The following is a 26,057-nucleotide window of genomic DNA, read 5'->3' as shown; positions in this document are numbered from 1 at the left end:
GAGTCAGGTCCCTTCCTTACGTCACTTGGCGGCAGCGGCCGGGGCGTCCTCGCCGAGCAGCTTGCCGTCGCTCGTCTCGAACTGCTTCTTGAACTCGGCGATCGCGTCGGCCACGGCCTGCAGGGTGTCGTCCGACATCTTGCCGCCCTCGCGGATGGAGGTCATGAGGCCCTGTTCCTTGCGGTGCAGGTACTCCAGGAGCTCCTTCTCGAAGCGGCGGATGTCCGCGACCGGCACGTCGTCCATCTTGCCGGTGGTGCCGGCCCAGACGGAGACGACCTGGTCCTCGGTCGACATCGGCTGGTACTGGTCCTGCTTCAGCAGCTCGACCATGCGCTGACCGCGCTCCAGCTGCGCCTTGGAGGCCGCGTCCAGGTCGGAACCGAAGGCGGCGAACGCCTCCAGCTCACGGAACTGGGCGAGGTCCACGCGCAGACGGCCGGAGACCTGCTTCATCGCCTTGTGCTGCGCGGAACCACCGACTCGGGAGACGGAGATACCGACGTTCAGCGCGGGGCGCTGACCGGCGTTGAACAGGTCCGACTCCAGGAAGCACTGGCCGTCGGTGATGGAGATGACGTTGGTCGGGATGAACGCCGAGACGTCGTTGGCCTTGGTCTCGACGATCGGCAGACCGGTCATCGAACCGGCGCCCATGTCGTCGGAGAGCTTCGCGCAGCGCTCCAGCAGACGGGAGTGCAGGTAGAAGACGTCACCCGGGTAGGCCTCACGGCCCGGCGGGCGGCGCAGCAGCAGGGACACGGCGCGGTAGGCGTCGGCCTGCTTCGACAGGTCGTCGAAGATGATCAGGACGTGCTTGCCCTCGTACATCCACTGCTGGCCGATGGCCGAGCCGGTGTACGGCGCCAGGTACTTGAAGCCGGCCGGGTCGGACGCCGGGGCGGCGACGATGGTCGTGTACTCCAGCGCGCCGTTCTCCTCCAGCGCGCGGCGGACCGACGCGATGGTGGAGCCCTTCTGGCCGACGGCGACGTAGATGCAGCGGACCTGCTTCTTCGGGTCGCCGGTGCGCCAGTTGTCGCGCTGGTTGATGATCGTGTCGACGGCCAGGGCGGTCTTGCCGGTCTGGCGGTCGCCGATGATCAGCTGACGCTGACCACGGCCGATCGGGGTCATGGCGTCGACGGCCTTGTAGCCCGTCTCCATCGGCTCGTGCACCGACTTGCGCTGCATGACCGTGGGGGCCTGCAGTTCGAGGGCGCGGCGGCCCTCGGTCTCGATCTCGCCGAGGCCGTCGATCGGGTTGCCGAGCGGGTCGACCACACGGCCGAGGTAACCCTCGCCGACCGCGACGGACAGGACCTCGCCGGTGCGGGTGACCGGCTGGCCCTCCTCGATGCCGCTGAACTCACCGAGGACGATGGCACCGATCTCGCGCTCCTCGAGGTTGAGGGCGAGGCCGAGGGTGCCGTCCTCGAACTTCAGCAGCTCGTTGGCCATGGCCGAGGGAAGACCCTCGACCTTCGCGATGCCGTCGCCGGCAAGGGTGACCGTACCGACCTCCTCGCGCGAGGCCGCGTCCGGCTTGTACGACTGGACAAAGTTCTCCAGCGCGTCCCGGATCTCCTCCGGCCGGATCGTGAGCTCCGCCATCTGAGTTCCCTGCTCTCCTTGTTGGGCCCGAAGTTTCACTTGGGGGGATGGGGACTCCCCCCAAAGGAGGTGAATCCTCTACACGGCCCAACCAGGGCCGTAAGTACGTACTGCCTTATTCGGATTGTGCTGCTCAGCTCGCCAGCCGGCGGCTCGCGTCCTCGAGCCGGTCCGCCAGGGAGCCGTTGATGACCTCGTCACCGACCTGCACCCGGATCCCGCCGATGACCGCGGGGTCGACGTCGAGATTGAGGTGCATCCGGCGGCCGTACAGCTTCGCGAGGGCGTCGCCCAGGCGCTGCTTCTGCTGGTCGCTCAGCGGCACCGCGGAGGTGACGACGGCCACCATGCGGTCCCTGCGCTCGGCGGCGAGCTTGGACAGGGACTCCAGTCCCGACTCCAGGCTACGTCCCCGCGGCGCACTCACAAGGCGCGTCACCAGACGCTCGGTCGTCGCGTTCGCCCTGCCTCCGAGCAGGCTGTGCAGCAGCCGGCTCTTGGCGGAGGCCGGGGCGCTCCGGTCGGTCAGTGCGGCGCGCAGCTCGGCGTTGGAGGAGACGATCCGGCCGAACCGGAACAGCTCGTCCTCGACGTCGTCGAGCGCGCCGGCCTGCTCCGCGGCGGTGAGGTCGGCGGTGTTCGCCAGCTCCTCCAGTGCGTCCACCAGGTCGCGGGACTGCGACCAGCGGGAGCGCACCATGCCGGCCACCAGGTCCACGGCCGGACCGCTGACCTGCGAGCCGAGCAGGCGCTGAACCAGCTCCGCCTTGGCCTCACCGGGCTGCGCCGGGTCGGTGAGGACCCGACGCAGCGACACCTCGCGGTTGAGCAGCGCGGTGACGGCGGCCAGCTCGTCGGCGAGCGTCGCGGCGTCGGCGGTCCTGCTGTCCGTCAGCGCGTCGAGACGCTCACGGGCGGCTGCCAGGGCCTCGCGGCTCGCTCCGTTCATCGTGCGGCCTCGGCCTTCTGGTCGAGCTCGTCCAGGAAGCGGTCGATCACGCGGCTCTGCCGGGCGTGGTCCTCGAGGGACTCGCCGACGAGCTTGCCGGCCAGTTCGGTGGCGAGCTTGCCGACGTCCTGACGCAGCGCGGACGCGGCGGCCTTGCGGTCGGCCTCGAGCTGCGCGTGACCGGCGGCGACGATCTCCTCGCGCTGCCGCTGGCCCTCGGCCCGCATCTCGGCGATGAGCGCGGCACCCTGCTCCTGCGCCTCCTGGCGCAGACGCGCGGCCTCGTGCCGGGCCTCGGCGAGCTGTGCCTTGTACTGCTCAAGGACGCTCTGGGCCTCGACCTTCATGGCCTCGGCCTCTTCGATACCGCCTTCGATCGCCGCGCGGCGCTCCTCCAGAACCCTGTTGATGTTCGGGAGCAGCTTCTTCCAGAAGAAGAAGAACACGATGGCGAAGGCGATGGTGCCGACGAGCAGCTCGGGGCCCGGAGGAATGAGCGGGCTCTGCTCCTCCTCGGCCGCCAGCTGTACCAGGTTGGCGATCACATCAGTGCCTTTCGTCGATGCGTTCTGGTAAGGGGTGATTACTTACCGAACACGAACGGCATAACGATGCCGATGAGGGCGAGCGCCTCACAGAAGGCGAAGCCCAGGATCTGGTTGGCGCGGATCAGGCCGGCCGCCTCGGGCTGACGGGCGAGGGCCTGGGTGCCGTTACCGAAGATGATGCCGACGCCGATGCCGGGGCCGATGGCGGCGAGGCCGTAGCCGATGGAGCCGAGCGAACCGGAGACAGCGGCGAGGGTCTCAGTGGCAGCCATGCTGATTCTTCCTTCTCTTTCATGGACCGGCGGGGGTTGGCCACCGGACGTTCTGGGGCTGTGAAGCGGGAGGGGCTCAGTGGTGCTCGGCGAGAGCGCCCTGAATGTACGAACAGGCCAGCAGTACGAAGACGTACGCCTGGACGACCTGCACGAAAAGTTCGAAGACGATCATGGCCATCGTCATCAGGAACGAGACGCCGGCGGCCGGGATCATCCAGCTGTTCAGCAGGTACCAGGAGGCGACGGTGAACATCACCAGCATCAGGTGACCGGCGAACATGTTGGCGAACAGTCGCACCGCGTGCGTGAACGGGCGGACCAGGGTATTCGAGAAGAACTCGATGACCATGACCAGGGGCAGGACCGCGCCGAGCGACTTGTCGTACCCGGTGAGGTTCTTGAAACCGCCCACGAAGCCGTGCCGCTTGAAGGTCAGCGACATCCACAGGATGTAGACGATGGCCGCCAGGACCATCGGGTAGGCGATGATCGACGACACCGGGAACTGGGCCAGCGGGATCACCGACCAGATGTTCATGAGCCAGATGAAGAAGAACAACGAGACCATCAGGGGGACGTACTTCTCGCCCTCCTTCTTGCCGAGGGTCTCGTAGACGATGCCGCGGCGGACGAAGTCGTAGCCGGCCTCACCGATCAGCTGCATCTTGCCCGGCACCACCTTGGCCTTGCCGAAGGCCGCGTAGAACAGGCCGACGACGAGGACGGAGGTCAAAAGGGCCAGCAGTATCACCTTGTTGAACTCGAACCCGCCGATGGTGGCAATCGGCTTGAAGAGGAACGAGTGCAGGCCCGGAGCCGGAAAACCACACCCGTTGTCGGACATGATCCGACAGCTCCAGTCAAAGGCGAGCTGGGTCTGGTCAGCACTCACCGCGGGCTCCTTCGGCGTGACGCATAGGTTCGGCAACCTCGTTGTGTCGGCGCGGCGCAATGCCGCGGGTCGGCACCGGACAGGTGTTACGGATGTGGGGGCGGCTGGGGGGCATCGAGCCTCGCGATTGAGCAGGCGTCAGCTTGGATGCCCGCGCCCGCGATGCCGCAGTTGGCACCGGACGATAGCAGGACTTGTCAGCGGTCCTTATCCCGGCCCTACCCGTCACGACGGCGGCCCCGTCTTCTCGGGCTTCTCACTCTTCTCGGAGTCCGGATCGATATAGAAGATCTTGGCCTTCATATGCGCGCGGGCCTGCGCGGCCATCCATACGACGGTGGCCACGACGAGCCCGATCGCGAATGTCTTCGGGTTGAAGAGAGAGGTGTCCTTGAAGAGGGAGACGAAGACCAGGAGCAGCAGCAACTGGGCGACGTAGAGCATCAGTCCCATGGCCTGGAAGAGCATCGGCAGTGATTTCGCCGTCCGTTGCAGGACGTAGAGGCCGACTCCCATGAACAGGATGGCCAGGACCGTGCCGACCGCCGCGCCGAGCGCACCCTTGCCGCCGGCCACCGCACCGCTGACGGCAACGGCGACCGCACCCGCAGCCGCTGTGGGCACAGCGCACTGCAGAAGGTTCCGGGCGTCATGGGACGGCATGGCGGCAACTCCGCTTTCACAGGGGGCAGGGGTGTCGTCATGGACGAGCGTAGACCCCCGGGCCGGGTGAGAATTCCTCGCACCGGTGAACCGTCGCACTGCGGTCCTTCGGCTCTATCCGGGGTTCTCGTGAACCGTATCACAAACTATTTGATGCAGTCTTTACCTGTCAGGTGTGCCCACCATCACACATGAGGGTGCATCAGCGCGCCTGAGCGTGAAGCTGGACGGTATGTCTGATATTGGGGTGCTTCACACCCCCAACACCGTCCCATAGGGGACCCACGAGTTGGCAATGCTCTAGCCGGATTCTTACCTTGACCGTGATCGGTCGGCCAGACGTGCGCGGGGGCCGACGGCGGTCGCTCCGTTGACGCCCGAGACACCGGCGGCCACCGGGGTCCGGTCGTCGTCCGGGGCCTTCTCCGGGGTGCCGCGGGCCGTCTCCGCGCCCGGTGCGTCCGCGACGGCCGCCGCGTCCCGGCGACGGCGGTAGCGCGGCGGCACGACGGCCTCCGCCCAGCGCGGGGCACGCGGGGTGAACCGGGGCAGCAGAAGCAGGATGAGACCGAGCGTCGAGAGAATTACCACACTCAGCACGATCCACATCGACGCCGAGTTCACCGAGTACGTCAGCGCGCCGAAGGCGATCAGCGCCGACCAGAAGTACATGATCAGCACCGCCCGGCTGTGCGAGTGGCCGATCTCCAGCAGCCGGTGGTGCAGATGCCCCCGGTCCGCCGCGAACGGCGACTGACCGCGCCAGGTGCGCCGCACGATCGCCAGGATCAGGTCGGCGGCCGGCACCGCGATGATGGTCAGCGGCAGCAGCAGCGGGATGTACACCGGCACCGTCTGGTGCACGGCCTCCTTCTCCGACCCGGCGAACAGCTTCAGCGCGTCCGGGTCGACCTGCCCGGTGACGGAGATGGCGCCTGCGGCCAGCACCAGGCCGATGAGCATCGAGCCGGAGTCGCCCATGAAGATGCGCGCGGGATGCATGTTGTGCGGCAGGAAACCCAGGCACATGCCCATCAGGATGGCCGAGAACAGCGTCGCCGGGGCGGCCGCCTCGATCCCGTACGAGTACCAGATGCGGTAGGCGTACAGGAAGAACGCCGCCGCCGCGATGCACACCATGCCGGCCGCGAGACCGTCCAGGCCGTCCACGAAGTTGACCGCGTTGATCGTGATGACGACCAGCGCGACCGTGAGCAGCGTGCCCTGCCACTGGGTGAGCGCGACGGACCCCACGCCCGGGATCGGCAGCCACAGGATCGTCAGACCCTGCATGACCATCACACCGGCGGCGATCATCTGGCCGCCCAGCTTGATCAGCGCGTCGATCTCGAACTTGTCGTCCAGGACACCGATCAGCCAGATCAGCGCCGCTCCGGAGAGCAGCGCCCGCGGCTCGTTGGACTTCTCGAAGAGCTGGTTGAGGTTGGTGAGGTGGTCCGCGACCAGCAGGCCCGCGCACAGCCCGAAGAACATCGCGATACCGCCGAGCCGCGGAGTGGGTTCCCGGTGCACGTCGCGTGCCCGGATCTCCGGCATCGCCCCCGCCACGATCGCGAACTTCCGCACCGGCCCGGTCAGCAGGTACGTCACCGCGGCCGTGATGCAGAGCGTCAGCAGGTATTCACGCACGGGCTTCCCCACAGGTCTCGCTGGCCATCACAGCCCCACACCCTAGCGAGGCGCGCATATGAGTGAGGACTTCCGGGTAGCGACGATGGTTCCACGGGGGCTGTGCATCCGCTGCGTCCACCCCGGGCCCGGCCCGCTCAGCGCGGGTACGGCGGAAACGCCGCCGCCAGTTCCCGTACGTCCTCACGCGCCCGCGCGATGTCCGTCCCGCCGCGCAGCACGCTCGCCAGCAGCCCCGCGACGTACGTCATCTCCCGGACGCCCATGCCCTGCGTGGTCACCGCCGCCGTGCCCAGGCGCAGCCCGCGGACGTCGTCGTGCGGCAGCGCACAGCTGTCCAGCACGATACCGGCCGCCGCGAGCCGCCCCCGCGCGGTGCGCCCGTCGACACCGAGCGGCGCCGGGTCGGCGGTGATCAGGTGGGTGTCCGTGCCGCCGGTGGTGACGACCAGCCCCTCGGCGGCCAGCGCGGCGGCGAGGGCCCGCGCGTTGACGACCACCTGATGCGCGTACGCGGCGAACGCCGGGGTCGCCGCCTCCCCGAAGGCGACGGCCTTCGCCGCGACGGTGTTCATCTGCGCGCCGCCCTGGGTGAAGGGGAACACGGCCCGGTCCACCCGCTCGGCCAGCTCGGCGCCGCAGAGGATCATCCCCCCGCGCGGGCCCCGCAGCACCTTGTGTGTCGTCGCGCACACGATGTCCGCGTACGGCACCGGGCTGGGCGCCACTCCCCCGGCGACCAGACCCATGGGGTGCGCGGCGTCCGCGATGAGATGGGCGCCGACCTCGTCGGCGACCTCGCGGAAGAAGGCGTAGTCGATGTGCCGGGGATAGGCGATGGAGCCGCACACGATCGCCTTGGGACGGCGCGCATGGGCCAGGGTGCGGACCTGCTCGTGGTCGATCAGACCGCTCTCCGCGTCCACGCCGTAGCCGACGAAGTCGAACCAGCGGCCGGAGAAGTTGCCCGGCGAGCCATGGGTGAGGTGACCGCCGTACGGCAGGCCGAGGGCGAGCACGGTGTCGCCGGGGCGCAGCAGGACGGCGTACGCGGCGAGCACGGCGGAGGAGCCGGAGTACGGCTGCACATTGACGTGCTCCGCGCCGAACAGCGCCTTCGCCCGCTCCACGGCGAGGCGCTCCGCGACGTCGACGATCTCGCAGCCGCCGTGGTACCGGTTGCCGGGGTAGCCCTCGGCGTACTTGTTGGCGAGCGGCGAGCCGAGGGCGGCCAGCACGGCCGGCGACATGAAGTTCTCGGCGGCGATCAGCTGCAGCGTGCCCGACTGCCGCTCCCGCTCCCCGAGCAGCACCTCGGCCAACTCGGGATCCTGCCGCCGCAGAACATCCACCTCGACCGCATCACTGACCGTCATACCGCCAATCTAGGCCCCACCCCTGAAAACCGCCCGACTTCTTACACCCCCACGTCGCTGTGGGCAGTCGTTCCGCAGGGCGGAACGGGTGGGCACAGCGGAACCCCACCGGGCGCCCTTGAAAGCAACGCCCACCTAAGTCCGCTTCCCACGTCGCTGTGGGCAGTCGTTCCGCAGGGCGGAACGGGTGGGCACAGCGGAACCCCGCCGGGCGCCCTCGAAAGCAACGCCCACCTACATCCGCGCCGGAACCCCCGTCAGCGCCGTCACCACGGGATCCAGCGCCTGATGTATCTCGTCCCCGATCGACCGGAAAAACGTCAACGGCGCCCCATACGGGTCGTACACCTCATCCGCCTCAGCCGTAGGCGCCAGCAACCACCCCCGCAGCGCCGCAGCCGCCCGCACCAACGCCCGCGCCCGCATGACCAGCCCCTCCTCCAAGGGCGGCAACGTCGCAGGGTCGATCGCGTTCACCAGCCGGGTGAACTCCTTCAGCGTGAACGTACGCAGCCCCGCCGAATGCCCCATGGAGATCACCTGAGCCCGATGGTCCCGCGTAGCCGTCAGCACCAGATCCGCCCGGATCACATGCTCATCCAGCAACTCACGCCCCACGAACCCGGAAGCGTCCGCACCGAACTCCGCCAGCACAGTCTCCGCGTGCGCCTCCATCGCCGCACCCTCATGCCCCCACGTGCCCGCGCTCTCCACGATCAGCCCGCCGCCCAGGATGCCCAGCCGCTGGCTCACGAAATGCCGGGTCAGCCGCTCGGTGATGGGCGAGCGGCACACATTTCCGGTACTGACGTGGAGGATGCGGAAGGTGTCGCGCGGAAACCCGAAGGTCGTCGTCGTCTCCGCGCTGGATTCCCCGTTGCCTATGCCACGCCCCGCCTCAGGGGCCGTCAATTCGCCACCTCGAGGTCGGGAACCACCTTGCGCAGCTCGTCCGGCGAGATCGCGCCCTCGCGCAGCAGCACGGGCACGGGCCGCGTGACGTCGACGATGGAGGAGGGGACGTTCCCCGGGGTGGGCCCGCCGTCCAGGTACACGGAGACGGAGTCGCCGAGCATCTCCTGCGCGGCGTCGCAGTCCTCCGGCGCCGGATGACCGGTCAGGTTCGCCGACGACACCGCCATGGGGCCGACCTCGGTGAGCAGCTCGATGGCGACCGGGTGCAGCGGCATCCGCACGGCCACCGTGCCCCGGGTGTCCCCGAGGTCCCACTGGAGCGACGGCTGGTGCTTGGCGACCAGCGTCAGCGCGCCCGGCCAGAAGGCGTCGACCAGTTCCCAGGCCTGCTCGGAGAAGTCCGTGACCAGGCCGTGCAGGGTGTTCGGCGAGCCGATGAGGACGGGCGTGGGCATGTTGCGGCCCCGGCCCTTGGCCTCCAGCAGATCGGCGACGGCCTCCGAGGTGAACGCGTCGGCGCCGATGCCGTACACCGTGTCCGTCGGCAGCACCACGAGCTCGCCCCGGCGGACGGCGGACGCGGCTTCACGCAGACCGGTCACGCGGTCGGTCGCGTCGTTGGTGTCGTATCGCCGAGCCATCTGGCGGGCCTCCTCGTACACGTGCTGCTGGGGGGATTGAAGTATGCGGGACGCTCACGGCAGCGCCTTGCGGGCGGTGGCGAACCTCGGGCGGTTGTTCAGGTCGGGGTGGTCGGCGGCATCCGCCCAGCCCCGTTCCTCGGCGAATATCCACGGCACCTGTCCGCCCTGGGTGTCGGCGTGCTCCACGACGACCACGCCGCCGGGACGCAGCAGCCGGTGTGCGGTGCGCTCGAGACCGCGGATCAGTTCGAGGCCGTCCTCACCGGAGAACAGCGCCAGATCGGGGTCGTAGTCGCGGGCCTCCGGCGCGACGTACTCCCACTCGGTGAGCGGGATGTACGGCGGGTTGGAGATCACCAGGTCGACCTGTCCGTCGAGGTCCGGGAAGGCCGTCAGGGCGTCTCCCTGGCGCAGTTCGACCCTGGACCCCTCCATGTTCTTGCGGGTCCACATCAGGGCGTCCTCGGACAGCTCGACGGCGTACACGCGCGAGCGCGGCACCTCCTGTGCGAGAGCCAGCGCGATGGCGCCGGAGCCGGTGCACAGGTCGACGATGCAGGGCTCGACGACGTCCATCGCGCGGACGGCGTCTATCGCCCAGCCGACGACCGACTCGGTTTCGGGGCGCGGGACGAACACCCCGGGACCCACCTGGAGCTCCAGGTAGCGGAAGTACGCCCGCCCGGTGATGTGCTGGAGCGGCTCGCGGGCCTCGCGGCGGGCGATGACCTCCCAGTACCGGGCGTCGAAGTCGGAGTCCTTCACACCGTGCAGCTCGCCGCGCTTGACGCCGTGCACGAACGCGGCGAGCTCCTCCGCGTCGGTGCGCGGCGAGGGCACGCCCGCGTCGGCGAGCCGCTGGGTGGCCTGGGCCACCTCGGCGAGCAGCAGGTTCACTGGTCCTCCGGACTGTCTACGGGGGCTTTAAGCGGCGGCGAGCTTGGCGGCCGAGTCCGCGTCGACGCAGGCCTGGATCACCGCGGCGAGGTCGCCGTCCAGGACCTGGTCCAGGTTGTACGCCTTGAAGCCGACGCGGTGGTCCGAGATGCGGTTCTCCGGGAAGTTGTACGTGCGGATCTTCTCGGAGCGGTCGACGGTGCGGACCTGGCTGCGGCGGGCGTCGGCGGCCTCCCTCTCCGCCTCCTCCTGCGCCATGGCGAGCAGCCTGGAGCGCAGGATACGCAGGGCCTGCTCCTTGTTCTGCAGCTGGCTCTTCTCGTTCTGGCAGGAGGCGACGACTCCGGTCGGGATGTGCGTGATGCGCACCGCGGAGTCGGTGGTGTTGACGGACTGGCCGCCGGGCCCGGAGGAGCGGTAGACGTCGATGCGCAGGTCGTTCGGATTGATCTCGACGTCGACCTCCTCCGCCTCGGGGGTCACGAGGACGCCCGCCGCGGAGGTGTGGATGCGCCCCTGGGACTCGGTGGCCGGCACGCGCTGCACGCGGTGCACGCCGCCCTCGTACTTCAGCCGCGCCCATACGCCCTGACCGGGCTCGATCTGTCCGCGGGCCTTCACGGCGACCTGGACGTCCTTGTAGCCGCCGAGCTCGGACTCGGTGGCGTCGATGATCTCGGTCTTCCAGCCGACGCGCTCGGCGTAGCGCAGGTACATCCGCAGCAGGTCGCCGGCGAACAGGGCGGACTCGTCACCGCCGGCGCCCGCCTTGATCTCGAGGATGACGTCCTTGTCGTCGCTGGGGTCGCGCGGGACGAGGAGCAGGCGGAGCTTCTCGGTGAGCTCCTCGCGCTGCTTCTCCAGGTCCTTGACCTCGGCGGCGAAGTCGGGGTCGTCGGCGGCCAGTTCGCGCGCGGTCTCGACGTCGTCGCCCGTCTGCTTCCAGGAGCGGTACGTGGCGACGATCGGGGTGAGCTCGGCGTAGCGCTTGTTCAGCTTGCGCGCGTTGGCCTGGTCGGCGTGGACCGACGGGTCGGCGAGCTTCTTCTCCAGGTCGGCGTGCTCGGCGACGAGTTCCTCGACGGCCTCGAACATCTTGGGCTCCTGCGATTGCGTGGGTGAAGGGGCGGGCGACCAAAAACGCCGGTCCCGGCCTGCCCCCGGGCGGGGCGCGGCCGTGGACCGGCGGTTGGCGGCTCGCTACTTCTTGGAGCCGGCGGCCTTGCCGAAGCGGGCCTCGAAGCGGGCCACACGGCCACCGGTGTCGAGGATCTTCTGCTTGCCCGTGTAGAACGGGTGGCACTCGGAGCAGACCTCGGCACGGATGGTGCCGCCGGAGATCGTGCTGCGGGTGGTGAACGACGCGCCACAGGTGCAGCTGACCTGCGTCTCGACGTACTCGGGGTGGATGTCGCGCTTCAAGGTGTCTCCTAGGTTCGGGAGGGCGCCGGGTCGCTGACGCGGGGTGCGGGAGCGTGAACCGGGGCCGACATACCAGTCTGCCAGGACTGGGGCCCTCACCCAAAACCGGGGGTTGGCGTCATCCATTCCCGGCGGGCCGTCCGTGTGTCCCGGGCCCGACGCGGCGGAACCGCATAGGGATACAACCCCGCGCCCCTCAGCGAGTCACCACGCCCGTCGCTTCGCCGGTGGCCGTGTCCTGTGTGGCGCTCTTCGGGATCGGCTTGTCGTTCTTCAGGGCGTCCCAGACCAGCTGGGCCTTGTCCTTCAGGGGGAGCACGCGGTTGCCGTCGGCCGGGTCGTACTGGACCGGCATGGTGATCATGTGCATGTTGGACGGGCCGATGCCCTTCAGACCGTTGGCGTAGGACATCAGGGAGTTCACCGAGCCGAGGTCGGAGTCGGTGGTGACGGCCTTGGTGGCGCTGTCGGCGAGGCTGTACAGCTTCTTCGGGCTGGTGAAGACGCCGACCTCGTTGACCTGCCGCACCAGGGCCTTGATGAACGCCTGCTGGAGCTGGATGCGGCCGAGGTCGGAGCCGTCGCCGACGCCGTGCCGGGTGCGGACCAGGCCGAGGGCCTGTTCGCCGTCGAGGCGGTGGGTGCCGGCCGGGAGGTCGAGGTGGCTGTCGGGGTCCTGGATGTGCTCGGTGGTGGTGACCTCGACGCCGCCGAGCTCGTCGATCAGCTTCTGGAAGCCACTGAAGTCGACCTCCAGGTAGTGGTCCATGCGCAGGTCGGTGAGGGACTCGACGGTCTTCACCGCGCAGGCCGCACCGCCGGTGGCGTAGGCGGAGTTGAACATCACGCCGTTCGCGGCGGGGTGGGTGCCGCCCTCGGTGTCGGCGCACTCGGGGCGGTCGATGAGGGTGTCGCGCGGGATGGAGACGACGCTCGCCTTCTTGTGGCCCTCGTACACGTGCACGATCATCGCGGTGTCGGAGCGGGCGCTGCCGTCGTCGCTGCCGCCGCCGAGGTCCTTGTTGCCGCCGGCGCGGGTGTCGGAGCCGAGGACGAGGATGTTCTCGGAGCCGTTGTCCACCTTCTCGGGCCGGTCGGTGCCGAGAACCTGGTCGATGTCGACGCTCTCGATGTTGCCGTTCAGCTTGAAGTACAGGTATCCGGCTCCGGTTCCCCCGAGCACGACGATGCCCGCCGCCGTCCAGGCCATGATCTTCATGCCTCTGTGCCGCTTGTCGCGCGGTTTGCGGCGGTGCCCCTTGCTCCGCCCGCGTGTGCCCGGTCGACCGGACTCCGCCGGTATCCCCGGGTCAGGTGTGCTGTCGGCAGACATGTGCTCCTCGGATCGTCTCCCGTCGGTTACCCCCTGTGCCTGGTGGCAGACACGGCCGTAACCGCCCGTACGCCACCATGGTCCCGCCGTCGGGTCAGACGGGAAAATCCGGCAAAGGGTTGCACAGCTCCCTTGTGGCAAACATCTCGCTCACGCCCCACCTGCCCCGGAACCACGCAAAGGGCCGCTTCCGTAACGGAAACGGCCCTTTGCCGCAGCAGCCCTGTGTCGCAGAGCCCTTGCGCGAGAAGCGGAACGTCAGTCGCCGTTGCCCGGCGTCGGCGTCGTCTTCTGGATCTGCATCAGGAACTCGGCGTTCGACTTGGTCTGCTTCATCTTGTCGAGGAGCAGTTCGACCGCCTGCTGCTGGTCGAGTGCGTGCAGCACCCGGCGCAGCTTCCAGACGATGGCGAGCTCGTCGCTGGCGAGCAGGATCTCTTCCTTACGCGTACCGGACGCGTCGACGTCCACCGCGGGGAAGATGCGCTTGTCGGCGAGCTTCCGGTCGAGCTTGAGCTCCATGTTGCCGGTGCCCTTGAACTCCTCGAAGATCACCTCGTCCATGCGGGACCCGGTGTCCACCAGGGCGGTGGCGAGGATGGTCAGCGAGCCGCCGTCCTCGATGTTGCGGGCCGCACCGAAGAAGCGCTTCGGCGGGTACAGGGCCGTCGAGTCGACACCACCGGACAGGATGCGGCCGGAGGCCGGGGCGGCGAGGTTGTACGCACGGCCCAGACGCGTGATGGAGTCGAGCAGTACGACGACGTCGTGGCCCAGCTCCACCAGGCGCTTGGCGCGCTCGATGGCGAGCTCGGCGACCGTGGTGTGGTCCTCGGCCGGGCGGTCGAAGGTCGAGGAGATGACCTCGCCCTTCACCGACCGCTGCATGTCGGTGACCTCTTCCGGACGCTCGTCGACGAGGACGACCATCAGATGGCACTCGGGGTTGTTGCGGGTGATCGCGTTGGCGATCGCCTGCATGATCATGGTCTTGCCGGTCTTCGGCGGGGCCACGATCAGACCGCGCTGGCCCTTGCCGATCGGCGACACCAGGTCGATGATCCGCGTGGTGAGTACGCCCGGGTCCGTCTCCAGGCGGAGGCGGTCCTGCGGGTACAGCGGGGTCAGCTTGTTGAACTCCGGGCGGCCGCGGCCGTGTTCGGGCGCCATGCCGTTGACGGAGTCCAGGCGGACCAGCGCGTTGAACTTCTCGCGGCGCTCGCCCTCCTTGGGCTGGCGCACGGCGCCGGTGATGTGGTCGCCCTTGCGCAAGCCGTTCTTGCGGACCTGGGCGAGGGAGACGTACACGTCGTTCGGACCGGGCAGGTAGCCGGAGGTCCGGATGAAGGCGTAGTTGTCGAGGATGTCCAGGATGCCCGCGACGGGGATGAGGACGTCGTCCTCGGTGATCTGCGGCTCCTGCACATCGTCGCGGCCACGGCGGCCACGGCGGTCGCGGTAGCGGCCGCGACGGCCACGGCGGCCGCCTCCGTCGTCGTCGTACCCGTCGTCCTGACGGCCGCCGCCCTGCTGGTTCTGCTGACGGCCGCCGCCCTGCTGCTGGTCGTCGCCCTTGCCGCGGCGGTCGCCACGGTCACCGCGGTCCCCGCGGTCCCCGCGGTCACGGTCGCGGCCGCGGTCACGGCGGTCGCGGCGACGGCCCTCGCCGCCCTCGTGGTCGGACTTGCCCTCGCCCTGCTGCGGCTGCTGCTGCGGCTGGGCCGGGGTCTCGGTCTTCGCCTCGGCGGTGCCCGTCTCGGCGGCGGCGGCCGGGGCTCCGGCGTCGGCGGTCGCGCGACGGCGGCGGCGCTCGGCGGGGGCGGCGTCCTCGGCCTGCTCGGCCGGGGCCTTCGCGGAGGGCTGGCCCGGGATCTCGATCTGCTGCTGGGCCTCGGCCTTCTCGGCGGAGGCCTGCGCGGGGGCCTGCTCGTCCTTGGCGTCGGCCTTCTTCTCCGCGGTGTCACCCGTACGGGTCCGGGAGGTGGCGCGGCGCTTGGGCTTGGTCTCGGTGGCGGACTCGGCCTTGGCCGGGGCGGCTCCCTCGGAGGGGGCGCCTCCGCCGGCGGCCTGCGCCTCCTTGATGACCTCGATCAGCTGGCTCTTGCGCATGCGCGCGGTGCCCCTGATGCCGAGGCCGGATGCGACCTGTTGCAGCTCGGCCAGCACCATGCCCTCGAGGCCGGTACCGCGGCGCCGCCGGGAGCCGGCACCGGAGGCAGGCGCGGAAGCGTCCGTGGCGGGCGCGGCAGCGGTCTCCTCGACACGTGCGCCCATCAGATCGGTGGTGTCGCTCACGAAGGGTCCTTCCCTGGAGCGGACGTCGGCCTGTCTGGCTCGGCGACCGGTTGTGCTGTCCGGCATCGGTCCTTGCTGTGTGAACCGTGCCGGGGCGGTTGTCCGCCTGAGCGGCGGAAGAGATAACTGGTGATGGCGCTTCCTCGAGGCGTGGCACCCAGTGTCACGTGGCGTGGTCGCACCGGTTCCGGAGCTCCCCCAGAGGGGGTACCCCCACCGTCGGGCCGCTCAGCGTCCGCGTACGACGTACTGCCTGCGTACGTAGCAGTGAACACAGTGCGGCTTGGGGGGCTCCCGGAAGAATGTCTGTCCCGGACGGGGACACGAGGCACCTCGCCATGGTGGGGTCGGGTGCAGACTTGAGGTTAACACTACCGGATCCAACAAACATTCCCCCTCTCCAAATCCGGCAACCGTGTGTCAGGTGGCGAGCGGAAGCACGCTCGCGCCCTGCACATCGAGACCGAGCCGATTGGCGGCCCAGTCGGTGCCGGCCAGTGCTTCGACCTTGTCGGCGCTGTCCTCGTCGGCCAGCGCCATGACCGTGGGCCCGGCGCCGGAGATCACCGCGGGGATGCCGTCCTCGCGCAGCCGCTCCACCAGGGCGGCGCTCTCGGGCATGGCCGGGGCGCGGTACTCCTGGTGCAGACGGTCCTCGGTGGCGGGCAGCAGCAGCTCGGGGCGCCTGGTCAGGGCCTCGACGAGCAGGGCGGCACGGCCCGCGTTGGCGGCGGCGTCGACGTGCGGCACGGTGCGCGGGAGCAGTCCGCGCGCGGTCTCGGTGAGAACCGGCTTCCCGGGCACGAAAACCACCGGAACGATGGAATCGGCGGGATCCATCCTGATCGCCCGGGCGGCGCCGCCCTCCATCCAGGACAGGGTGAATCCGCCCAGCAGACAGGCGGCGACATTGTCGGGGTGGCCCTCGATCTCGGTGGCCAGTTCGAGCAGCGCGGTGTCGTCGAGCTTGGCGTCGGCGCCTATCGTCACGGCGCGGGCGGCGACGATCCCGGCGCAGATGGCGGCGGAGGAGGAGCCCAGGCCCCGGCCGTGCGGAATCCGGTTGGCGCAGACGATCTCGAGACCCCGCGGCTGTCCGCCGAGCAGGTCGAAGGCGGTGCGCAGGGAGCGTACGAGGAGATGGCGCTCGTCGCGCGGGAGGTTCTCGCTGCCCTCACCGGCGATGTCGATGTGCAGCCCGGAGTCGGCCACCCGGACGACCACGTCGTCGTAGAGCCCCAGCGCGAGGCCGAGGGCGTCGAAGCCCGGGCCGAGGTTGGCGCTGGTGGCGGGGACGCGCACCCGGACGGCGGCGGCTCGGAAGGCGGGACCGGCCATCGCTCGAAGACTCTCCTTGAGCTGCGTGACTGTCGAATGACGTTCGATGGACATTCGATGACGTACGAGACCCTGGGGCCGCCGCCGACCGGGGTGGCCGGCCGCTTTCCGGGCCGCTCCCGGCCGCTTTCCGGACCGTGAAGACGACGCACTGCCGCGGCATATGCGGCGGGCGGGTTCAGTACAGCCTATCGAAGGAAGGTTCAGTGGCGACATAGGGCGCACAGGAGGCGCACGATGCGTGTCGCGAGCCCCTTGTGCACCCCCTCCGGGTATCGTCCCCAGGTCGACGCACCCTTACGCCGGTCCTGTGCATTCCGGCGGGCGCGTCGCGGGGGTGACCGGCCCTGACGCGGTGGCTAGACGAGGCCCAGCCGCTGCGCGGCGGTCGCCGCGTCGACGGGAACGGTGACCGGCTGCGGCGCACCGGCGACGGCCCAGTCGGGGTCCTTCAGACCGTTTCCGGTGACCGTGCACACAATCGTCTGACCCGGGTCGACCTTGCCCAGCTCGGCGGCCTTCAGCAGACCGGCCACCGACGCGGCGGACGCGGGCTCGACGAAGACGCCCTCCTGCGAGGCCAACAGCCGGTAGGCCCGCAGGATCTCACGGTCCGTCACCTCGTCGATGGCGCCGCCGGACTCGTCCCGCGCGGCGAGCGCGAACTCCCAGGAGGCGGGGTTGCCGATCCGGATGGCGGTGGCGATGGTCGACGGGTCCTTGACGATCTCGCCGCGCACGATCGGCGCGCTGCCGGAGGCCTGGAAGCCCCACATGCGCGGCGTCCTCGTGCTGACCCCGTCGGCGGCGTACTCCTTGTACCCCTTCCAGTACGCGGTGATGTTGCCCGCGTTGCCCACCGGCAGCACATGGAGGTCGGGGGCGTCACCCAGCATGTCCACGATCTCGAAGGCGGCGGTCTTCTGCCCCTCGATACGTACCGGGTTGACCGAATTGACCAGCGCCACGGGGTAGTTGTCGCTCAGCGCGCGGGCCAGCGTGAGGCAGTCGTCGAAGTTGCCGTCGACCTGGAGGATCTTCGCCCCGTGGACCAGCGCCTGGCCCATCTTGCCGAGCGCGATCTTGCCCTGCGGCACAAGGACGGCGGAGACCATGCCGGCCCGCACCGCGTACGCGGCGGCGGAGGCGGAGGTGTTGCCGGTGGAGGCGCAGATGACGGCCTTGGCCCCCTCCTCCTTCGCCCGGGAGATCGCCATCGTCATCCCGCGGTCCTTGAAGGACCCGGTGGGGTTCGCCCCTTCGACCTTGAGGTGCACCTCGCACCCCGTGCGCTCGGAGAGCACCTGCGCGGGCACGAGCGGCGTACCGCCCTCACGGAGCGTCACGACCGGCGTGTTGTCGGATACCGGCAGCCGGTCCCGGTACTCCTCGATGATTCCGCGCCACTGGTGGGTCATTGCTGGTTACTCTCCTTCAACCCGCATGATGCTGGCGACACCACGCACGGTGTCGAGTTTGCGCAGCGCCTCGACGGTCCCGCCGAGGGCGGCGTCGGACGCACGGTGCGTGACGACGACGAGCGACGCCTCGCCGTCCTTGCCCTGCTGGCGAACCGTGTCGATCGAGACGCCGTGCTCCGCGAACACGGTCGCGACCTGGGCGAGAACGCCCGGTTTGTCGGCCACGTCCAGGCTGATGTGGTAGCGCGTGACGACCTCGCCCATCGACGAGACGGGCAGCGCGGCATACGCGGACTCACCGGGTCCGGTGGTCCCGCCGACCCGGTTGCGCCCCACGGCGACCAGGTCCCCGAGCACGGCGGAGGCCGTCGGCGCACCGCCCGCGCCGGGACCGTAGAACATCAGCTGCCCGGCGGCGTCCGACTCCACGAACACGGCGTTGTAGGCGCCCCGCACGGAGGCCAGCGGATGGCTGAGCGGGATCATCGCCGGATGCACCCGCGCGGTGACCGACGCCCCGTCCTCCGCCCGCTCGCAGATGGCGAGCAGCTTGATGGTGCAGCCCATCTCCTTGGCGGAGGCGAAATCGGCGGCGGTGACCTCGGTCATCCCCTCGCGGTGGACGTCGTCGAGGCGCACCCGCGTGTGGAAGGCGATCCCGGCGAGGATGGCGGCCTTGGCGGCGGCGTCGAAGCCCTCCACGTCGGCGGTCGGGTCGGCCTCGGCGTACCCGAGCGCGGTGGCCTCGTCGAGCGCCTCCTGGTAACCGGCGCCCGTGCTGTCCATCTTGTCGAGGACGAAGTTGGTGGTGCCGTTGACGATGCCGAGCACCCGGTTGACCTTGTCACCGGCGAGGGACTCGCGCAGCGGCCGGATCAGCGGAATGGCACCGGCGACTGCGGCCTCGTAGTAGAGGTCCTTGCCGTGTTCCTCGGCCGCGGCGTGCAGCGCGGCGCCGTCCTGGGCGAGCAGCGCCTTGTTGGCGGAGACGACGGAGGCGCCGTGCTCGAAGGCGGTGGTGATGAGCGTACGGGCGGGCTCGATGCCGCCGATGACCTCGACGACGATGTCGAGGTCGCCCCGTTTGACGAGCGCGGTGGCGTCGGTGGTGACCAGCGCGGGGTCGATCCCCTCACGCACCTTGTCGGGCCGCCGCACGGCCACGCCCGCCAGCTCCACCGGGGCGCCGATCCGGGCGGCGAGGTCGTCGGCGTGCGTCGTCATGATGCGCGCCACCTCTGAGCCGACCACTCCACAGCCCAGCAGCGCCACCTTCAGCGGACGCGTACGCATCATCCGACCTCGTTTCCTGATTACCGTCTCGGTTGCACCAGTCTCACTCACCGGACGGGAGTTTCTGCCCTTTGTCCGGATCGTGAGACATCTATTTCATTTCCCCGGCCGTTCGAACCGAAGATCTTCCTGACCACACCCTGACCGGGTGATCGGAGGCCCTCCCCTCCGACCAGCGGACCTACCCGACATCGAGCCGCAGCAGATCCTCCTCCGTCTCCCGCCGGACGATGACCCGCGCCTCACCCCCGCGGACGGCGACGACCGGCGGGCGGAGCACATGGTTGTAGTTGCTGGCCATGGACCGGCAGTACGCCCCGGTCGCCGGCACGGCGATGAGGTCGCCCGGCGCCAGGTCACCCGGCAGGAAGGCGTCCTTCACCACGATGTCCCCGCTCTCGCAGTGCTTGCCGACGACCCGGCAGAGCATCGGCTCGGCGTCGGAGCTGCGGGAGGCCAGGGCAACGCTGTACTCGGCGTCGTACAGGGCGGTGCGGATGTTGTCCGACATCCCCCCGTCGACGGAGACGTACGTCCGCAGCCCGTCGAGCGGCTTGACCGTGCCGACCTCGTAGAGCGTGAACGCGGTCGGCCCCACGATGGCGCGCCCGGGCTCGACGGAGATCCGCGGCGTGCTCAGCCGTGCGCTCTCGCACTCCCGGGTGACGATCTCGGTCAGCGCCTTGGCGATCTCGTGCGGCTCACGGGGGTCGTCGTCACTGGTGTACGCGATACCAAGCCCGCCCCCGAGGTCGATCTCGGGCAGTTCGACGCCGTGCTCGTCACGGATGTCCTTGAGCAGCCCGACGACCCGGTGCGCGGCGACCTCGAAGCCCGACATGTCGAAGATCTGCGACCCGATGTGCGAGTGGATCCCGATGAGCTCCAGCCCGTCGAGCTTCAGGGCCCGCCGCACGGCTTCGGCGGCCTGCCCGCCGGCCAGCGGAATCCCGAACTTCTGGTCCTCGTGGGCGGTGGCGATGAACTCGTGCGTGTGCGCCTCGACACCGACGGTGATACGAATCTGCACCCGCTGCCGCGTGCCGAGCTCCTGCGCGATGTGCGCGACCCGGACGATCTCCTGGAACGAGTCGAGCACGATCCGCCCGACCCCGGCCTCGACGGCCTGCCGGATCTCGCCGGTGGACTTGTTGTTCCCGTGGAAGGCGATCCGCTCGGCGGGCATCCCGGCCGACAGCGCGGTGGCCAGCTCCCCACCGGAACACACGTCGAGGTTCAGCCCCTCCTCGTGCAGCCAGCGCACGACGGCCCGGGACAGGAACGCCTTGCCGGCGTAGAACACGTCGGCGTCGTGGCCGAACGCAGTGCGCCAGGCCCGCGCCCGGGCCCGGAAGTCGTCCTCGTCGAGGAAGTAGGCGGGCGTGCCGAACTCCTCGGCAAGCCGCTTGACGTCGATCCCGCCGACGGTGAGCACGCCCTCACCGTTCCGGGTGACGGTCTCGGACCACACCTTGGGGTCGAGGGCGTTGAGATCGGCGGGCGGCGCGGAGTAGTGCCCCTCGGGGAGGACGTCGGCGTGACGGGGCCCGGCGGGGTGTGCGGAACGGCTCATGACTGGTCTTGGGCTTCCTAGAGATGATCGGGTGCGTCGATGCCGAGCAGGGACAGGCCACCGGCCAGCACCGTCCCGGCGGCTTCGGCGAGGGCGAGCCGGGCACGGTGGGCGGCCGAGGGTTTCTCCTCACCCAGCGGCAGCACGGCGGGAAGCAGCGGCAGTACGGCATCGGCGACGGTCACGAGATGCCGGGCGAGCCGGTCGGGCGCCCGGTGAGTGGCGGCGCCGAGAAGAACGCGGGGATGATCGGCAAGCGCCTGGCACAGCGCCGACTGCTCTGCCACGACCCCGGGCTCCGCCCCAAACCCCAGATCGGCGGCATTACGCACAACCGCCCGCGTCCGGGCATGGGCGTACCGCACCCGGAACAGCGGATTGCTCTCACGCTGCACCAGATGCTCGTCCCCGATCCGGGGCCGGTCGTGCGGCGCGGGATGCAGCAGGGCCCAGCGCCCGGCGTCACGACCGAGAGGAACCGGATCGGAGGGCGAGGGAACGGGCCGAATGCCAACCTCGGAGGTTTCCCCACTGAGGCCGTCGACCCGTACGCCCAGCACGCTCCCCCACTCGGCCGGGAGCGGACCCGCGCACGCGGCGTACACGAGGGCGCCCTGCGACCGGAGAATGCGCGCGACGGCATCGAGCTGAACGACAGCGCGGACTTCGCAGGCCGCAACCAGCCGTACAACCCCCTCCCCGCCGAGGTCGTCCCCGTACCCGTACAGCCCCCCGCACCGCAGAACCTCACGCACGACCTCGACGGGCGCGGCACCCCCAAGGGAGATATTGATGAACCCGGGCCCGGTGACCACGACGTCGCTGATCCCGCCGGCGCCGAGCAGACGCTCTCGCAGCACCTCGGCGACGCGGTACGCCGGCTGCCCGGCCGGCCCGGCGAGCTGAAGGGCGACGTTGGTGGCGTAGTCCCCGCACCCCCCGGGCCCCGGAGGCCCAACGACGACCCGCTCGGGCGGGGCCACGTTCAGCTCGCCCTCGTCGACGGCACGACGCACCGCGTGCAGCACGGTGCGGGAGAGCTCGACGGGGGTCACGGGACAAGCGTAGGGGAGGAGGGGGGTGGGTAGGCGAACGGGTTTGGCGGCGATCCCGGGATGTGGACGCCCGTGAACCGACGGCGCCCTGCCGTCACCCTCCGGCGTGCCCGGCGGCCGGCTCGGTGTCCCCGTGGCCGCGCTGCCCTAGCGGATCCGCGATCAACTCCCGAACGATCCGCACGAGCTCCTGCGGCTCAAAGGGCTTGGCAAGAAACGCATCGACCCCGACATCGAGCCCGCTCTCGACCTCGTACTGGGTACACGCACTGACGACGACGAGCGGGATGTCCCTCGTCCGCGGGTCGGCACGCAACCGACCGGCGGTCCGCAGCCCGTCGAGCCTCGGCATGACGACATCGAGGGTGACGAGGTCGGGCCGCACCTGATCAACGACTTCCAGACACTCGACACCATCGGCCGCGGTCACGACCTCGATGCCCTCCAGCTCGAGGTTGACCCTGATCAACTGCCGGATGACCTTGTTGTCGTCCACAACAAGAACCCGGCCCGACGCGCCTGGCACAACTCGAGAGTAGGTCGCGACCGGCCACCGCGTCCGGCGTTTCCCCACTTCCGCCCCGCACGAGCGACCCCCGCACTCCGGACCGCCCCCGCCCGCTGCGAAAACGGGTTCCTGACCACCCCCGGGGAACTGGTAGTGTTCTACCCGTCGCCGCGATCACCACGCAGACGACACGCCCCCGTAGCTCAGGGGATAGAGCAACGGCCTCCGGAGCCGTGTGCGCAGGTTCGAATCCTGCCGGGGGCACCGTTTATGAGGTGCCCAAAGACCCCGTCACCAGCGGAAACGCTGAGAACGGGGTCTTCGCGTATGTGCAGGCATGCGCCGCCTGGAGCGGCCATATGTCGGGGTCTGTGGACGAGGCGTGGACGGGATCTTGGGACGTAAGCGCAGGTCATGCCTGGTATCCGCCAAGGCCCCGGGACAGGTCCAGGGGCCTTGTGGGGACCGCCTTGAGCGTGTCACTCGTACCGACAGAACCTCGACGGGGAAGTCCCTCAGCCGGCGGCTTTGGCGATGATGCGGTCCATCTCCTCCCGGCCGAAGGCTCGCAGGGTCGTGCTACGGACGTTGCCCAACGCGCCGACCTGTAGGAGCACCGCGGTGGCAGTCTCGTCGTCGGGCGCCTCCACGACAGCCACGACGTCGTACGGGCCGACGGTCCAGAAGAGGTTCAGGACCTTCACCCCGAGCTTCTGAGCCGCTGCCGTGAAGGCTTCGGCGCGTTGCGGGGTGTCCTTGTAGCCGCGGACTCCCTGGTCGGTCCAGTTCAGCAGCGCAACAAACGTCGGCATGATCCTTTACCCCTGCAAGTAGACGCAACTAGTCGTGGTCAACTCTGGGCATCATGCGCGTAATGCGCATGAGATGCGCCTCTGAACGAGTGATGGAAGCCAGCCTTGCTTCATGGCCCGGCCCGACATACACCCCGGAGCCACCGGCGCGCAATTCCTGAGGACAGGAACGCCCCTCTCGGCCAAGGGTGATCTCCGACAGCGGGGAACGCTGGTCGGGGACGATCTACCGGTCGTCATCCTGAACAAGGCGATGAGCCTGGTCGTGGTTCTCGTCCCGCTGCCCGCCCGCCTGGCAGCGGTCTCGGTGGCCGACGTCGCCTCACGCCGGCCGGTCGCGGTCAACCTGCTGGCCGGCAGCCTGCTGGGCGCCTGGGCCGGCGCGTCGTGGGCGGTACGCATGCGCTCCGCCACCCTCTACAGGGTGCTGGCCGCCCTGCCAGCAGACCGCCCCCGCACCGGTCGCGGCCTGACTCGTGTGAAAGCCGCTCATCCAGCGGTCAGCAGCAGCCGGTTGCGGCGACCTCATCTGTCGCGCCGCTGTCGGCCACGGCCGGGCCTGCGCAGCAGGTGCTGCCCCGTTGCTCGGCCAGGGAGTCGGCGTCGGCCTTGACGACGTACACCTCCCAGGGTTCCTTGCCAGGTCCGTGGACCCAGACCTTGTCCTGGAGGGCGTAGCAGCAGGTGGTGTCGTTCTCCACGTCGGTGGCCAGGCCGGCCTCGCTCAGGCGGGCGGTGGCGGCGTGGACGGCCTCGGTGGACTCGACCTCGACGCCGAGGTGGTCCAGGCGGGTGGCCTCCTCTGCGGTGCCTTCGACGAGGACGAGCTTGAGCGGGGGCTCGGCGATGGCGAAGTTGGCGTAGCCGTCGCGGAGTTTGGCGGGCTCGGTGCCGAACAGCTTGCTGTAGAAGGCGACCGATGCGTCCAGATCCGGGACGCGGAGCGCGAGTTGTACACGGGACATGGCGTACCTCCTGCTGGTTGGGGTGGGTTGGCCGGTCAGCAGCCACGGGAGGGGGCGGTCGGGGCACCGACACCGATCTGCAGAGTGGCCGGGGCCGCGCAGCATCCGCCACCCTCGCCGCTCTGAGCCGCGTCGGGGTCGTCGTACAGGCCCGCGCCGCCGCACACCCCGGTTTCGGGCAGGGTCAGCTCGACCCGTTCGGCGGCCTCGCGGTCACCGGCGAGTGCGGCGGTGACGGAGCGGACCTGCTCGTAGCCGGTCATCGCCAGGAACGTGGGCGCGCGTCCGTAGGACTTCATGCCGACCAGGTAGACGTCCTGCTCCGGGTGGGAGAGTTCGTTCACGCCGTGGGGGTAGACCGTGCCGCAGGAGTGGACGTTGGGGTCGATGAGCGGGGCCAGGGCGGTCGGGGCCTGGAGGCGCTCGTCGAGGCCGAGGCGGACCTCGGAGAGGAAGGACACGTCGGGGCGGAAGCCGGTGAGCACGATGATCTCATCGACCGGGTCCAGGCGGCGGCCGTCCTCGGCGACCAGGACGAGCCGGTCGCCGTCGCGCTCCACGGCCTGGGTGCGGAAGCCGGTCACAGCGGATGCGTGGCTGTCCTCGACAGCGGCCTTGGCGCGCAGGCCCAGAGCGCCACGGGCGGGCAGTTGGTCGGACTCGCCGCCGCCGAAGGTGGAGTCGGTGATCCCGCGGCGCACGATCCACAGCGCGTGCGTGCCCGGCTCGTCCTTGGCCAGGTCGGCGAGGTAGGCCAACGCGGTGAAGGCGGAGGCGCCGGAGCCGATGACCGCGGCACGCTTGCCCGCGTACCGGGCGCGGACGACCGGGTCCTTGAGGTCCGGGACGCGGTAGGAGATGCGACCGGCGGCGGCCGTCTCGCCGAGAGCGGGCAGGCCGTCGGCACCCATCGGGCTGGGAAGGGTCCAGGTGCCGGAGGCATCGATAACGGCGCGGGCGCTGACCCGCTCCTCGCCGCCGTCGGCCAGCAGGACGTGCACGTTGAAGGGCTGCTCGGCGCGGTCGGCGTCGACGATCCGGTCCCGGCCGGCGCGAGCGACGCCGGTCACGGTGGCGCCATAGCGGACCTTGTCGCCAAGGACGTCGGCGAGCGGCTGGAGGTACCGCTCGAGCCAGTCGTCGCCGGTGGGATAGGTGGCGCCGTCGGGGCGGACCCATCCGGTCGGGGCGAGCAGCTTCTCGGCGGCCGAATCGGTGACCTCGGCCCACGGCGAGAACAGCCGCGCGTGCGCCCAATCGCGTACGGCGGTGCCGGCGGAGGGGCCGGCCTCCAGGACCAGCGGTTCGAGGCCGCGGTCGACGAGGTGGGCTGCGGCTGCGAGCCCGATGGGACCGGCTCCGATGACCACGACGGGCAGCTGGTCGGTGATGGGCGCGTTCACGAGGTTCCCCTTTGATTCGACGTTTGTCGATTCCTTGCGCAGCACCCAGCATGGCACCTGTATCGATAAGCGTCAACATAGACATATACCGAATCAGGGGATCGGGGTGGAGCGGATCGACTCGGTGGTGATCGTGGCGGCCGGCCGGGGCCAGCGGCAGCTCGCCGCGGGGCGGCTGAGCCATTCACCCCTGGGCCGCCTGGTTTGACGTGTGTC

General features: G+C 69.8%; 24 protein-coding genes and 1 tRNA gene. 1 reads left to right on the top strand and 24 read right to left on the bottom strand.

Translation table 11 applies throughout. From position 1 onward, the window contains the following. Positions 1 to 21: 21 nt before the first annotated feature. The 21 genes from atpA to AB0L56_RS03965 all read right to left on the bottom strand — a co-directional run bounded on the left by atpA (position 22) and on the right by AB0L56_RS03965 (position 22,727). The gene (gene atpA, locus AB0L56_RS04065; protein ID WP_361028777.1) at positions 22 to 1,614 is read right to left on the bottom strand and encodes a F0F1 ATP synthase subunit alpha; all 1,593 of its coding nucleotides are present in this window, start codon (positions 1,612 to 1,614) and stop codon (positions 22 to 24) included. 133 nt (positions 1,615 to 1,747) lie between these two features. Then, on the bottom strand, positions 1,748 to 2,563 hold the full coding sequence (locus tag AB0L56_RS04060) for a F0F1 ATP synthase subunit delta (protein ID WP_365418637.1): 816 nt from the start codon (positions 2,561 to 2,563) through the stop codon (positions 1,748 to 1,750). Next, on the bottom strand, positions 2,560 to 3,108 hold the full coding sequence (locus AB0L56_RS04055) for a F0F1 ATP synthase subunit B (protein ID WP_365418634.1): 549 nt from the start codon (positions 3,106 to 3,108) through the stop codon (positions 2,560 to 2,562). Before AB0L56_RS04055 ends, AB0L56_RS04060 begins: the two co-directional genes overlap by 4 nt. A gap of 38 nt (positions 3,109 to 3,146) precedes the next feature. Further along, the gene (atpE, locus tag AB0L56_RS04050) at positions 3,147 to 3,383 is read right to left on the bottom strand and encodes an ATP synthase F0 subunit C (RefSeq protein ID WP_093768138.1); all 237 of its coding nucleotides are present in this window, start codon (positions 3,381 to 3,383) and stop codon (positions 3,147 to 3,149) included. 76 nt (positions 3,384 to 3,459) lie between these two features. Next, on the bottom strand, positions 3,460 to 4,230 hold the full coding sequence (gene atpB / locus AB0L56_RS04045; protein ID WP_365418867.1) for a F0F1 ATP synthase subunit A: 771 nt from the start codon (positions 4,228 to 4,230) through the stop codon (positions 3,460 to 3,462). Positions 4,231 to 4,503: 273 nt separating this feature from the next. Beyond that, the gene (locus AB0L56_RS04040) at positions 4,504 to 4,941 is read right to left on the bottom strand and encodes a hypothetical protein (RefSeq protein ID WP_365418631.1); all 438 of its coding nucleotides are present in this window, start codon (positions 4,939 to 4,941) and stop codon (positions 4,504 to 4,506) included. Positions 4,942 to 5,253: 312 nt separating this feature from the next. Then, positions 5,254 to 6,591: an MraY family glycosyltransferase gene (locus AB0L56_RS04035; RefSeq protein WP_365418628.1), complete on the bottom strand. Its 1,338-nt coding sequence runs from the start codon at positions 6,589 to 6,591 to the stop codon at positions 5,254 to 5,256. Positions 6,592 to 6,728: 137 nt separating this feature from the next. Continuing rightward, entirely contained in the window at positions 6,729 to 7,967 is a 1,239-nt protein-coding gene (gene glyA / locus AB0L56_RS04030; RefSeq protein ID WP_365418625.1) for a serine hydroxymethyltransferase, read from the bottom strand. A gap of 234 nt (positions 7,968 to 8,201) precedes the next feature. After that, positions 8,202 to 8,879 carry a protein-tyrosine-phosphatase gene (locus AB0L56_RS04025; protein WP_361028795.1) on the bottom strand — a complete coding sequence of 226 codons (678 nt, stop codon included), beginning with the start codon at positions 8,877 to 8,879 and terminating at the stop codon, positions 8,202 to 8,204. After that, positions 8,876 to 9,523, bottom strand: coding sequence for an L-threonylcarbamoyladenylate synthase (locus tag AB0L56_RS04020; RefSeq protein WP_361028798.1), 648 nt, complete (start codon positions 9,521 to 9,523; stop codon positions 8,876 to 8,878). The genes AB0L56_RS04025 and AB0L56_RS04020 overlap by 4 nt, the downstream gene beginning before the upstream one ends. A 54-nt stretch (positions 9,524 to 9,577) precedes the next feature. Beyond that, positions 9,578 to 10,423, bottom strand: coding sequence for a peptide chain release factor N(5)-glutamine methyltransferase (gene prmC / locus AB0L56_RS04015; RefSeq protein ID WP_361028801.1), 846 nt, complete (start codon positions 10,421 to 10,423; stop codon positions 9,578 to 9,580). A gap of 27 nt (positions 10,424 to 10,450) precedes the next feature. Then, complete coding sequence (gene prfA, locus AB0L56_RS04010; RefSeq protein ID WP_190161616.1) at positions 10,451 to 11,518, bottom strand: peptide chain release factor 1; 1,068 nt, start codon at positions 11,516 to 11,518, stop codon at positions 10,451 to 10,453. A 105-nt stretch (positions 11,519 to 11,623) separates the two neighbouring features. Next, a complete protein-coding gene (rpmE, locus tag AB0L56_RS04005) occupies positions 11,624 to 11,845 on the bottom strand; it encodes a 50S ribosomal protein L31 (RefSeq protein WP_125504205.1) in 222 nt (73 codons plus the stop codon). Positions 11,846 to 12,041: 196 nt separating this feature from the next. Continuing rightward, positions 12,042 to 13,178, bottom strand: coding sequence for an LCP family protein (locus AB0L56_RS04000; protein ID WP_365418619.1), 1,137 nt, complete (start codon positions 13,176 to 13,178; stop codon positions 12,042 to 12,044). A 258-nt stretch (positions 13,179 to 13,436) separates the two neighbouring features. Next, the gene (rho, locus tag AB0L56_RS03995) at positions 13,437 to 15,473 is read right to left on the bottom strand and encodes a transcription termination factor Rho (RefSeq protein ID WP_365418616.1); all 2,037 of its coding nucleotides are present in this window, start codon (positions 15,471 to 15,473) and stop codon (positions 13,437 to 13,439) included. A gap of 420 nt (positions 15,474 to 15,893) precedes the next feature. Then, on the bottom strand, positions 15,894 to 16,811 hold the full coding sequence (gene thrB / locus AB0L56_RS03990) for a homoserine kinase (RefSeq protein ID WP_361028811.1): 918 nt from the start codon (positions 16,809 to 16,811) through the stop codon (positions 15,894 to 15,896). A gap of 359 nt (positions 16,812 to 17,170) precedes the next feature. Beyond that, positions 17,171 to 18,229, bottom strand: coding sequence for a threonine synthase (gene thrC, locus AB0L56_RS03985; RefSeq protein WP_365418612.1), 1,059 nt, complete (start codon positions 18,227 to 18,229; stop codon positions 17,171 to 17,173). 6 nt (positions 18,230 to 18,235) lie between these two features. Next, on the bottom strand, positions 18,236 to 19,528 hold the full coding sequence (locus AB0L56_RS03980; protein WP_365418609.1) for a homoserine dehydrogenase: 1,293 nt from the start codon (positions 19,526 to 19,528) through the stop codon (positions 18,236 to 18,238). A gap of 178 nt (positions 19,529 to 19,706) precedes the next feature. After that, positions 19,707 to 21,098, bottom strand: a complete 1,392-nt coding sequence (gene lysA, locus AB0L56_RS03975; RefSeq protein ID WP_365418606.1) for a diaminopimelate decarboxylase — start codon at positions 21,096 to 21,098, stop codon at positions 19,707 to 19,709. A 17-nt stretch (positions 21,099 to 21,115) separates the two neighbouring features. Beyond that, the gene (nrtL, locus tag AB0L56_RS03970) at positions 21,116 to 22,153 is read right to left on the bottom strand and encodes an ArgS-related anticodon-binding protein NrtL (RefSeq protein WP_365418604.1); all 1,038 of its coding nucleotides are present in this window, start codon (positions 22,151 to 22,153) and stop codon (positions 21,116 to 21,118) included. Positions 22,154 to 22,247: 94 nt separating this feature from the next. Beyond that, entirely contained in the window at positions 22,248 to 22,727 is a 480-nt protein-coding gene (locus tag AB0L56_RS03965) for a response regulator (protein ID WP_365418601.1), read from the bottom strand. A gap of 126 nt (positions 22,728 to 22,853) precedes the next feature. Between AB0L56_RS03965 and AB0L56_RS03960 the strand changes: the two genes are divergently transcribed. Next, positions 22,854 to 22,925, top strand: a tRNA-Arg gene (locus AB0L56_RS03960). A gap of 251 nt (positions 22,926 to 23,176) precedes the next feature. Here AB0L56_RS03960 and AB0L56_RS03955 read toward each other — a convergent pair. From AB0L56_RS03955 to AB0L56_RS03945, 3 genes are all read right to left on the bottom strand, one after another. Continuing rightward, a complete protein-coding gene (locus tag AB0L56_RS03955; RefSeq protein ID WP_365418598.1) occupies positions 23,177 to 23,473 on the bottom strand; it encodes a GYD domain-containing protein in 297 nt (98 codons plus the stop codon). A gap of 500 nt (positions 23,474 to 23,973) precedes the next feature. Continuing rightward, positions 23,974 to 24,438: an ArsI/CadI family heavy metal resistance metalloenzyme gene (locus tag AB0L56_RS03950; protein WP_365418595.1), complete on the bottom strand. Its 465-nt coding sequence runs from the start codon at positions 24,436 to 24,438 to the stop codon at positions 23,974 to 23,976. 35 nt (positions 24,439 to 24,473) lie between these two features. Next, the gene (locus tag AB0L56_RS03945; protein WP_365418592.1) at positions 24,474 to 25,841 is read right to left on the bottom strand and encodes an FAD-dependent oxidoreductase; all 1,368 of its coding nucleotides are present in this window, start codon (positions 25,839 to 25,841) and stop codon (positions 24,474 to 24,476) included. Between the last annotated feature and the right edge of the window lie 216 nt (positions 25,842 to 26,057).

It is taken from the genome of Streptomyces sp. NPDC052079 (genome assembly GCF_040680275.1).
Taxonomy (GTDB): domain Bacteria; phylum Actinomycetota; class Actinomycetes; order Streptomycetales; family Streptomycetaceae; genus Streptomyces.
The sequence above is the reverse complement of the archived record's forward strand: the minus strand, read 5'-3'. Positions and strand labels throughout refer to the sequence as shown.